The organism is Streptomyces sp. HSW2009 (assembly GCF_040240285.1).
GTDB lineage: Bacteria > Actinomycetota > Actinomycetes > Streptomycetales > Streptomycetaceae > Streptomyces.
Genome location: NZ_JBEHZD010000316.1, coordinates 1 through 9,231, shown reverse-complemented (window position 1 = coordinate 9,231; position 9,231 = coordinate 1). Strand labels below are relative to the sequence as shown.

At 75.1% G+C, this 9,231-nt stretch carries 9 protein-coding genes; 6 read left to right on the top strand and 3 right to left on the bottom strand.

The window, feature by feature from the left end; all coding sequences use genetic code 11:
* Positions 1-47: 47 nt before the first annotated feature.
* Positions 48-233, bottom strand: coding sequence for a hypothetical protein (locus AAHZ94_RS21730; RefSeq protein WP_349994652.1), 186 nt, complete (start codon positions 231-233; stop codon positions 48-50).
* Between the two features lie 63 nt (positions 234-296).
* Between AAHZ94_RS21730 and AAHZ94_RS21725 the strand changes: the two genes are divergently transcribed.
* From AAHZ94_RS21725 to AAHZ94_RS21715, 3 genes are read left to right on the top strand one after another with little or no spacing between them, the layout of a single operon-like run.
* Positions 297-929, top strand: a complete 633-nt coding sequence (locus AAHZ94_RS21725; protein WP_349994651.1) for an isochorismatase family protein — start codon at positions 297-299, stop codon at positions 927-929.
* 5 nt (positions 930-934) lie between these two features.
* A complete protein-coding gene (locus AAHZ94_RS21720) occupies positions 935-1,165 on the top strand; it encodes a phosphopantetheine-binding protein (RefSeq protein WP_349994650.1) in 231 nt (76 codons plus the stop codon).
* Positions 1,162-5,880 carry a non-ribosomal peptide synthetase gene (locus tag AAHZ94_RS21715; protein ID WP_349994649.1) on the top strand — a complete coding sequence of 1,573 codons (4,719 nt, stop codon included), beginning with the start codon at positions 1,162-1,164 and terminating at the stop codon, positions 5,878-5,880. Before AAHZ94_RS21720 ends, AAHZ94_RS21715 begins: the two co-directional genes overlap by 4 nt.
* On the opposite strand, the gene AAHZ94_RS21710 is transcribed toward AAHZ94_RS21715, so the two are convergent.
* Complete coding sequence (locus AAHZ94_RS21710) at positions 5,870-6,118, bottom strand: hypothetical protein (protein ID WP_349994648.1); 249 nt, start codon at positions 6,116-6,118, stop codon at positions 5,870-5,872. The two genes, AAHZ94_RS21715 and AAHZ94_RS21710, sit on opposite strands and share 11 nt — an antisense overlap.
* Before the next feature lie 121 nt (positions 6,119-6,239).
* On the opposite strand from AAHZ94_RS21710, the gene AAHZ94_RS21705 reads away from it, so the two are divergent.
* The 3 genes from AAHZ94_RS21705 to AAHZ94_RS21695 all read left to right on the top strand — a co-directional run bounded on the left by AAHZ94_RS21705 (position 6,240) and on the right by AAHZ94_RS21695 (position 8,530).
* The gene (locus tag AAHZ94_RS21705; RefSeq protein WP_349994647.1) at positions 6,240-6,476 is read left to right on the top strand and encodes a LapA family protein; all 237 of its coding nucleotides are present in this window, start codon (positions 6,240-6,242) and stop codon (positions 6,474-6,476) included.
* A 156-nt stretch (positions 6,477-6,632) separates the two neighbouring features.
* Entirely contained in the window at positions 6,633-7,226 is a 594-nt protein-coding gene (locus AAHZ94_RS21700; RefSeq protein WP_349994646.1) for an ArsR/SmtB family transcription factor, read from the top strand.
* A 32-nt stretch (positions 7,227-7,258) separates the two neighbouring features.
* Positions 7,259-8,530, top strand: a complete 1,272-nt coding sequence (locus AAHZ94_RS21695) for an MFS transporter (RefSeq protein ID WP_349994653.1) — start codon at positions 7,259-7,261, stop codon at positions 8,528-8,530.
* A gap of 34 nt (positions 8,531-8,564) precedes the next feature.
* Here AAHZ94_RS21695 and AAHZ94_RS21690 read toward each other — a convergent pair.
* On the bottom strand, positions 8,565-9,231 hold a 667-nt coding region (locus AAHZ94_RS21690), incomplete at its 5' end, for an amidase family protein (RefSeq protein WP_349994645.1).

Below are 9,231 nucleotides of genomic sequence, written 5' to 3'. Positions count from 1 at the left end.
TACGCGCCGTGCCATCCACCGGCGCGCGGCCAAGAGTAATTCACTACTCACCACAGCCTGCTGCCCTTGGCGTGCCCCCCCCCCCCCCCCCCCCCCCCCCCCCCCCCCCACCCCCCCCCCCCCGCCCCCCCCCCCCCCCCCGCAGCCGGCACCGCCGCCGGCCCCCTGACGCACCCGCCCCGCGGCCCGTACCAGGCCCGCGGGGCAGCCGGCACCACTGCCGACCGCAGCACCGCCGGCCGCACCACCGCCCGACCGCACCACCGCTCGACCCGAAGCCCGAAAGGCCCCCCGTCATGGCCCTGCCCGCCATCGCGCCCTACCCCATGCCCAGCGCGGCCGACCTGCCAGCCAACAAGGTGGACTGGCGCGTCGACCCGCGCCGCGCCGTGCTGCTCGTCCACGACCTCCAGAACTACTTCCTGTCCGCGTTCGACCAGAGCGCGTCGCCGGTGACCGAACTGCTGGCCAACGTCGCCCGGCTGAAGGCGGAGTGCGCCAGGCTCGGTGTGCCCGTCGTGTACTCGGCACAGCCCGGCGGCCAGAGCCCGGCCGAGCGCGGTCTGCAACAGGACTTCTGGGGACCGGGGCTGCCGGACGACGAGCACGCCAAGGCGATCGCTGGGCCGGTCGCGCCGGGCCCGGACGACACGGTCATCACCAAGTGGAAGTACAGCGCCTTCGTCCGCACCGACCTCGCCGAGCGGATGGCCGCGCAGGGCCGTGACCAGTTGATCGTCGTCGGCGTGTACGCGCACATCGGCGTGCTGCTGAGCGCGGCCGACGCGTGGATGCGCGACATCCAGTCCTTCGTCGTCGCCGACGCCGTCGCCGACTTCTCCGCAGCCGACCACGCGACGGCGCTGCGCTACGCCGCCGGCAAGTGCGCCGTCGTCACCACCACCGACACCGTCTTTGAGGGGAACTAGCCGCGATGGCCCTGACCGTGGAGCAGATCCGTGCCGACGTCGCCGACGTGTTGGGCGAGGACCCGGCCGACATCCCCGACGACGAGAACCTGGTCGACTACGGCCTGGACTCGGTCCGGGTGATGGCGCTGGTCGAGCGCTGGCGCCGGGACCACGGCGTCGAGGTGACGTTCGTGGACCTCGCCGAGGAGCCCGCCATCGAGCGCTGGATACCCCTGTTGGGGGCGCAGGCATGACCACGCTGCTCGACCCGGCCGTGCCGCGGCACGGCGCGACCCCGGCCGGTGGGCGGGCCGCGCGCGGGCTGCCGCTGACCTCGGCCCAGTCGGGCATGTGGTTCGCCCAGGCCCTCGACCCTCAGAGCCCGGCCCAGAACACCGCCGAGTACATCGAGATCCACGGTCCCGTCGACCCGGTGGCCTTTGCGGAGGCCCTGCACCGTACGGCCGGCGAGGCGGACGCCCTGCGCGTACGCATCGTCGCGGACGGGGACGCGGGCGCGGGACTGCACGCGGGCCCCGCTGTGGGGCAGAACGCGGCCTCGGGCGCGGACCCGACCGCCGTCGCGGCCCTGCTTGCTGATGCAGCCGCCGGCGCAACAGCCACCGCGGCAGCGGCAACGAGCGCCGCAGCAGCCACCGCAACCACCAGCGGGGGAGTGGCGGAGCCCGCGGGCCCCCGCCAGGTGCCCATCGAGATCGACGCGCCCCGGCTCGCCGCCGCGGCCCCGGTCTCTGCGACCCCCGCCGCGCCTGCCACCGGCACGGACGGCATCACGCGCTGCGCCTTCCCGCTGCACGTGGCGGACCTGCGCCCGGGCGCAGGCACCACGGACGGCCAGGCCGCCATCCCGACCGATGGCCAGGCCACCAGCCCGACCGACGCCCTGGGCCGCAGCGCGGGCCCCCGCCCGACAGGCGGCACGGAAGACGCCACCGACCCGGACGCGGCGGCCCTGGCCTGGATGCGCGCCGACCTGGCCCGCCCGTTCGACCTGGCCAGCGGCCCGCTCTTCCAGCACGCCCTGTTCCGGGTGGGCGACCGGCGGTGGCTCTGGTACCAGCGCGTGCACCACCTGGTGATGGACGGCTACGGCTACTCGCTGCTGGCCCGCCGCGTCGCCGAGGTGTACACGGCGCTGGCCGCCGGCGAAGAGCCCCCGCCCAGCCCGTTCGGCCGCCTCGCCGACCTGGTCGCCGCCGACCAGGAGTACCGCGCCGGCGAGCGCTTCGCCGCCGACCGCGCCCACTGGGCCGCCACCTTCGGCCTCACGCCGCCCGATGCCGCTGACGCCGGAGCCGGCGCGGACACCGCAGCCGAAGCGGACGCCGCAGCCGCCCGAGCCACCGGAGCTGCCCGAGCCACCGGAGCCGCCGGAGACACAGCCGCCGGTCGCCCGACCGCCCGGCCGCGCGCCGACCTGCCCGAGGCGCCCACCCTCGCCGGCCGCACCGCCCTGCCCGACCGCACCTTCCTGCGCCGCACCGCCCACCTGGGCCACGACGCCACCGAGCAACTGCGCACGCTGGCCACCTCGCTCCGTGCCACCTGGCCCGACCTGCTCTTCGCCACCCAGGCGCTGTACCTCTCGCGCGCCACCCACAGCGCCGACGTCGTCCTCGGGGTGCCGATGATGGGCCGGATGGGCTCGGCTGCCCTGCGCATCCCCGGTATGGTGATGAACGTGCTGCCGCTGCGCCTGACGGTGCGCCCGCAGGACACCCTGGCCCAGCTCGTACGACAGGTCGTGCTCGGCATCCGCGCCGTGCGCAGGCACCAGCACTACCGGTACGAGGACATCCGCCGCGACCTCGGGCTGCTCGGCGACGGCCGCGCTCTGGTCGGCCCGCTGGTCAACGTGATGCCCTTCGACTACGGGCTGACCTTCGCCGGCGCCCGCTCCGACGCGCACAACCTGGCCACCGGCCCGGTCGACGACCTCACCGTCAACATCTACGACCGGGCCGACGGCACCGGCCTGCGCATCGACTACGACGGCAACCCGCAGTCGTACACCGGGGACGAACTCGCCGCCCACCAACAGCGGTTCCTCGACCTGCTGGCCCGCGTCGCCGCCCCGGACACCGACCCGCACGCCCCGCTCGGCGACTACGCGGTGTTGACCGCGGCCGAACGGACCCTGGTCCTGGACGAGTTCAACGCCACCGCCCGCACCCTGCCGCCGACCACGCTGATCGGCCCCATCGAGTACCGCGCCGCCCGCACACCGGACGCCACCGCACTCGTCTTCGGCCCCGAGAGCCTGACGTACGCGCAGCTCAACGCCCGGGCCAACCGGCTCGCCCGGCGCCTGATCGAACTCGGCGTACGGCCGGGGGCGCTGGCCGCGGTCGCGCTGCCGCGCTCGGTCGACCTGATGATGGCGCTCCTCGCGGTCCTCAAGGCCGGCGGCGCCTACCTGCCGCTCGACCCGGACTACCCGGCCGACCGGCTCGCGTACATGCTCCAGGACGCCGCGCCGGCCTGCGTCCTCACCGACCGGGCCACGCACGGCGCGCTGCCCGCGCACGGACTGCCCACACTGGTCGTCGACGACCCGGACACCCGGGCCGAACTCGCCCGCCAGCAGTCCACCGACCCGGGCCGCGCGCTGACCCCGCACCACCCCGCGTACGTCATCTACACCTCGGGCTCCACCGGCCGCCCCAAGGGCGTCGTCGTGCCGCACCGGGCCATCGACAACCGGCTGCGCTGGATGCAGGACACCTATCCGCTCACCTCCGACGACCGGGTGTTGCAGAAGACGCCGTCCGGGTTCGACGTATCGGTGTGGGAGTTCTTCTGGGCGCTGCGCGAGGGCGCGGCCGTGGTGGTCGCCGAGCCCGGCGGCCACCAGGACCCGGCCTACCTGGCCCGCACCATCCGCACCCAACACATCACCACCGTCCACTTCGTACCGTCCATGCTCGGCGTCTTCCTCACCGAGCCCGGCGCCGCCGACTGCACCGGCCTGCGGCGCGTCTTCTGTAGCGGCGAGGCCCTGCCGCGGGAGACCGTCACCGACTTCCACCGGCTGCTCCCCGATGTGCCGCTGCACAACCTGTACGGCCCGACCGAGGCCGCCGTGGACGTCACGTACCACCCGTGCACGGCCGGCGAGAGCGGCCCGGTGCCGATCGGCAAGCCGGTCTGGAACACCCGCCTCTACGTGCTCGACGCGGCCCTCAAACCCTGCCCGCCGGGCGTCGCCGGCGAGCTCTACCTGGCCGGCACCCAACTGGCCACCGGCTACCTGGGCCGCCCCGACCTGACCGCGCAGCGCTTCGTGGCCGACCCGTTCGCCGCCGAGCGCGGCGAGGCCGGCGCCCGCATGTACCGCACCGGCGACCTGGCCCGCTGGCGCCAGGACGGCGCCGTCGAATACCTCGGCCGCACCGACCACCAGGTCAAACTGCGCGGCCTGCGCATCGAACTCGGTGAGATCGAGGCGGCCCTGGCCGCCCAGGACGGCGTCGCCGCCGCCTGCGTCCTGGTCCGCGAGGACCGGCCGGGCGACCAGCGGCTGGTCGGCTACGTGATGGGCCACCAGGGCGCCGCACAGACCGGGCGGTCGGCCGCGGCGGATGCCGCCGCCGGGGTCGACCGTCCAGCGACGGAGGGCGATGAGAGCGCACCGCTGGCTGACGGGCCGCCGCAGGAGCGGCCCGACCTCGCGGGGACCGGCCCTGCCGGGCCGGCCGCGCACGGGCCTGACGCTCTCCCCGCGGGGCCGCAGGATGTGGGCCACCCGCTCGACGCGGCCCTGCTCAGGGAGCGCATCGCCGCGCGGCTGCCGGACTACATGGTGCCAAGCGCCCTCGTCGTTCTGGACGCGTTTCCGCTGAGCCCCAACGGCAAGCTGGACCGCAAGGCGCTGCCCGTCCCACCGACCGCCACCGCGCAGCCCTGCCGGGCCCCGCGCAGCCACCGCGAGGAGACGCTGACCCGGCTGTTCGCGCAGGTGCTCGGGGTCCCGCAGACCGGCGTCGACGACAGCTTCTTCGACCTGGGCGGCAACTCGCTGCTCGCCGTCCGCCTCGTCGCCGCCGTCCGCGAGGTGCTCGGCACCGAACTCGCCCTCGGCGCCCTCTTCCAGGCCCCGACCCCGGCCGCGCTCGCCGACCGGCTGCGCGCCGCCGACGAGGGCACGGCCACCGGCACCGACCAGGCGCTCGGCGTGCTGCTGCCGCTGCGTGCCGCCGGCACCGAGCGACCGCTGTTCGTCCTCCACCCGGCGGGCGGCATCAGTTGGTGCTACGCGGGCCTGCTGGCCCCGCTCGGCCCGCAGCAACCCGTCTACGGGCTCCAGGCGCGCGGTCTGACCGAGCCGGAGCCGCTGCCCCAGACGATGGAGGAGATGGCCGCCGACTACCTCGACCACATCCGCCAGGTCCAGCCGCACGGCCCGTACCGGCTGCTCGGCTGGTCGGTCGGCGGGGTCGTCGCACACACCGTCGCGGTCCGCCTCCAGGAGGCGGGCGAACGGGTCGAACTCCTCGCCCTGATGGACGCCTACCCCTCCGACCAGTGGCGTGATCTGGCCATCCCGGCCCAGGCCGACGCCCCGCGGGCGCTGCTGCGGATGGCGGGCTTCGACCTCCAGGAGGGGCAGCCGCTCACCCGCGAACAGGTCCTTGAGACGCTGCGCCGCGAGGGCAGCGCCCTGGCCAGCCTGCCGGACTACACGCTCTCGGCCGTGGTGGACATCGTGGTCAACAACGCCACGCTGATGCGCCGCCACGACCACCGCGTCTTCGACGGCGACGTGCTGTTCTTCACGGCCACCGCACCCCGCGCCGAGGACTGGCTGACCCGCGAAGCCTGGCAGCCGTACGTCTCCGGCCGCCTGGTCAACCACGACATCGACTGCCTGCACCCCGAACTCACGCAGCCGCAGGCGCTGGCCGTGGTGGCAGACGCCGTACGGGGGTGGCCGCGGGCTACCGACTGACCTGCCCCTGTCGTGCTCGGCCCCTGCACTTGTCTGGCCCCGCACCGCACCACTGCACTGCCCTGCACCGCCCCGGGGGGGGGGGGGGGGGGGGCCCCCCCCCCCCCCCCCCGCCCCCCCCCCCGGGGGGCCGGGCCCCCCCCCCCCCCCCCCGCGCCCCCCCCCCCCCCCCCCCCCCCCCCCCCCCCCCCCGGGGCGGGGGCCCCCCCCCCCCCCCCCCGGCCCGCCCCCCCCCCACGAGTGGTTCCCCGTCCCCTCACCCGTTCGGCCTACGCCCCGCCGCCACGCGGTGCGCCCCGGCCACCGCCCCGCATGCTGGACGCAGGGGGCGGGCCCATCGGACGAGGGAAGGGTGCGCTATGAGCCCCAAGGCAAAGACCGAAAGCGGTACCGGCCGCGGCCACGACTTCCTGACGCCCAGCAGGATCGCCCTCATGGCGGTGGGCGTACTCGGCCTGATCTTCATCTTCGAAAACACCCGCCAGGTCAAGATCCGCCTCCTGATCCCCGAAGTCACCATGCCGCTGTGGCTGGCGCTCGCTGCGGTAGCGGTGATCGGGGGGCTGTGCGGGGCGTATTTGTTCCGGCGGAGGTGAGGGGGCTGGTCGGCAGGGCGCCTGCGCGGCGCCCGTTGAGGAGTTGGAGAGTCGACGGCGATTCGCCTTCCCCCTTGTCCCGTGGGGCGCGAGCCGGGCACTCGTAACTCTGAAGCAGATATTGCGAAGTTTTCGCTTCGTATCTACGTTGGGCGCATGCAACCCCAGCACGAACCCGAGCGGATCACCGACCTGTCCCGGCTGCGGGCCTTCATGAACCCGCTGCGGATGCAGCTCTACCGACTGCTGTACGCCGCGGGCACCGCGACCGCGTCCCAGCTCGCCGAACACGTCGCGGAAACGCCCTCGTTGGTCAGCTACCACCTGCGGAAGCTCGCCGAGCACGGCTTCGTGCGGCAGGCGAGCGGTCGGGGCGGCGACGGTCGCGAGCGGTGGTGGGAGGTGGCGTCGCAGGAGGGGTGGGGCTTTCGCGACTCGGACTTCGCGGACACGCCCGAGGGCGCTGCCGCGGTCGGCGCGGTGACCCGCGGCATGCTCGACACCCGCGTCGCCCAGTACCGCACGTACCTCGACCAGAAGCCCGCATGGGGCAAGGAGTGGTCCGACGCGTCTTTCACGTCCGAGTGGCTGCTCGACCTCAACCCGGCTGAACTCGCGGAGCTGGGCTCCGAGTTGGATGCGCTGGTCAGGCGGTGGCGGGAGCGTGGCCAGGCCGCCGGGAAGGCCGGCGACACCACGGGCCGCGAGCATGTGTCCGTGCAGCTGTACGGCTTTCCGTTCCGGCCCTGATCCGGCCGGACCACCAACCCACGGGGGTCATCATCGCCAGCCCACAACTGGTGCTGCCGGAAGCCGTCGCCGCTCCCGCCCACCGGGACCGCAACGTGCTGCGCTGGCTCACCGCCTACACCATCTCCCTCATCGGGGACGGCGTGTACTTCATCGCCCTGGGATGGTCCGCCCAGCAGGCCGCGGGCCCCGCCGAGGTCGGCCTCGTCATGGCCTCGGGCGCGGTGCCCCGGGCCCTGCTCATGCTCGGCGGCGGCGTGGTGGCCGCCCGGTTCGACCCCCGCCGGGTGCTCCTCGGCAGCGCCGCGTTGCGCTGCCTCCTCATCCTGGCCGTGGCCGCCGGCGTCGCCCTCGCGTCGCCGGCCCTGTGGGCGCTGGTCGCGGTGGCGCTGGCGTTCGGCGCCGTGGACGCGTTGTTCGTGCCCGCAGTCGGGGCCCTCCCGCCCCGGATCACCGCTCAGGAGCAGTTGGCCCGGGTCGCCGGCATGCGTGCGCTGGCGATGCGCGTCGGCCAGATCGCAGGACCACCGACCGGCGGCCTCGCCATGGCGTTCGGCGGCCCGGCAGCCGCCTTCGCCGCCGCCGGCGCACTGTTCGCGCTCTCGCTGCCACTCCTGCTGAAGATCCGTCTGCGGTCCCTGGAACCCGCCGCCGGGGGCCCAGCGGAGCCCGGCACGGCCCGGCAAGACCTGCTCGACGGCTTGCGCTACCTCCGCCGACACCGCCTCATCGGCCCGCTCGTCGCCGCCGGAGCCGTCTGTGAACTCGGCCTCACCGGCACCCTCAACATCGGCATGGTGCTGCTCAACGCCGAGCGCGGTTGGGGCCCTTCCGGCTACGGCTGGATCATCAGTTGCTTCGGCGCGGGAGCCGCAGCCAGCGCCGCGTTGCTCGCCGTCGCCGGCTGGTTGCCCCGCGCCGGCCTGACGATGGCCGGCACCCTGCTGGTGGGTTGTGCGGGTGCGGCCACCATCGGCCTGGCCCCCACCGTGTGGCTCGCCGCGGCGCTGGCCGCGACCGTCGGCCTGTGCGCGGGTGTCTTCGGCAGCCTGAACAACGCCCTCATCCAGACCGCGGCGGACCCGAGCTACCTCGGCCGGGTGACCTCCGTCGTCATGGTCACCATGGTCGGCGTCGCCCCGCTCAGCTATCCGCTGGTCGGCGCGGCCATCGGGGCCTGGGGCGCGGCCCCGGTGTTCGCCGGCTGTGGCGCCTTCGCCGGCCTGGGCGCGCTCGTCGCGCTGTCATCCGATGCGGTACGGCGCGCCGAACTGCCCCGCCAGCGGCCGGGCACGGTTGCCTGATCCAGCCCCGCGCCCCGGCACCTGCCCCGCCCCCTCACCCCGCCACGTCCCCCGCCCACACCCCCGGCCTGCGGTCGTGCCACGGGGCGGCCGTTTCGAGTTGGCCGGCGAGGCGGAACAGGAGGTCCTCGCGGCCGTGGGCGGCGGCGAAGTGCATGCCGATCGGCAGGCCGGTGGGTGGATCGACGGTCAGCGGCACGGACATGGCGGGGGTGCCCGCCACGTTGCAGATCGGGGTGAAGGGGCCGAGGTCGAAGAGGCGGCGGAGCCAGCCGAGGCCGTCCAGGTCCCGTACGCCTTCGGCGTGCGTGCCGAGCGGGACCGGCAGGCCGGGCATGGTCGGCGTGAGCAGCACGTCGTACGCGGCGAAGGAGCGGGCCAGGGCGCGTGCCACCCGGTTGCGTACGGCGAGGGCGGCGACGAACTCGACGCCGGTGACCCGCCGGCCGTAGTCGTAGCTGGCCAGCGTCGCCGGCTCCAGGGTCGAGGCGTCGATCGGCCTGCCGGAGGCGGCTGCCAACTCGTCGATGGATGCTGCCAAGTTGGCGGACCACTGCCGGGCATTGGCCACCACGAACTCCTCCCACTCCACCCCGAGGTCGACCGCGGCCCCGGCCCCCCCCCGGGCGCCCGCCCCCCGGCGGGGGGGGGGTTTGGGGGGCGCCCCCCCCGCCCGCGGGGGGGGGGGGGGGGGGGCCCCC

Bases quoted from the DNA above. Each gene is read 5' to 3' on its own strand.
- AAHZ94_RS21725 (WP_349994651.1), top strand. From the start codon at position 297: ATGGCCCTGCCCGCCATCGCGCCCTACCCCATGCCCAGCGCGGCCGAC.
- AAHZ94_RS21720 (WP_349994650.1), top strand. From the start codon at position 935: ATGGCCCTGACCGTGGAGCAGATCCGTGCCGACGTCGCCGACGTGTTG.
- AAHZ94_RS21715 (WP_349994649.1), top strand. From the start codon at position 1,162: ATGACCACGCTGCTCGACCCGGCCGTGCCGCGGCACGGCGCGACCCCG.
- AAHZ94_RS21705 (WP_349994647.1), top strand. From the start codon at position 6,240: ATGAGCCCCAAGGCAAAGACCGAAAGCGGTACCGGCCGCGGCCACGAC.
- AAHZ94_RS21700 (WP_349994646.1), top strand. From the start codon at position 6,633: ATGCAACCCCAGCACGAACCCGAGCGGATCACCGACCTGTCCCGGCTG.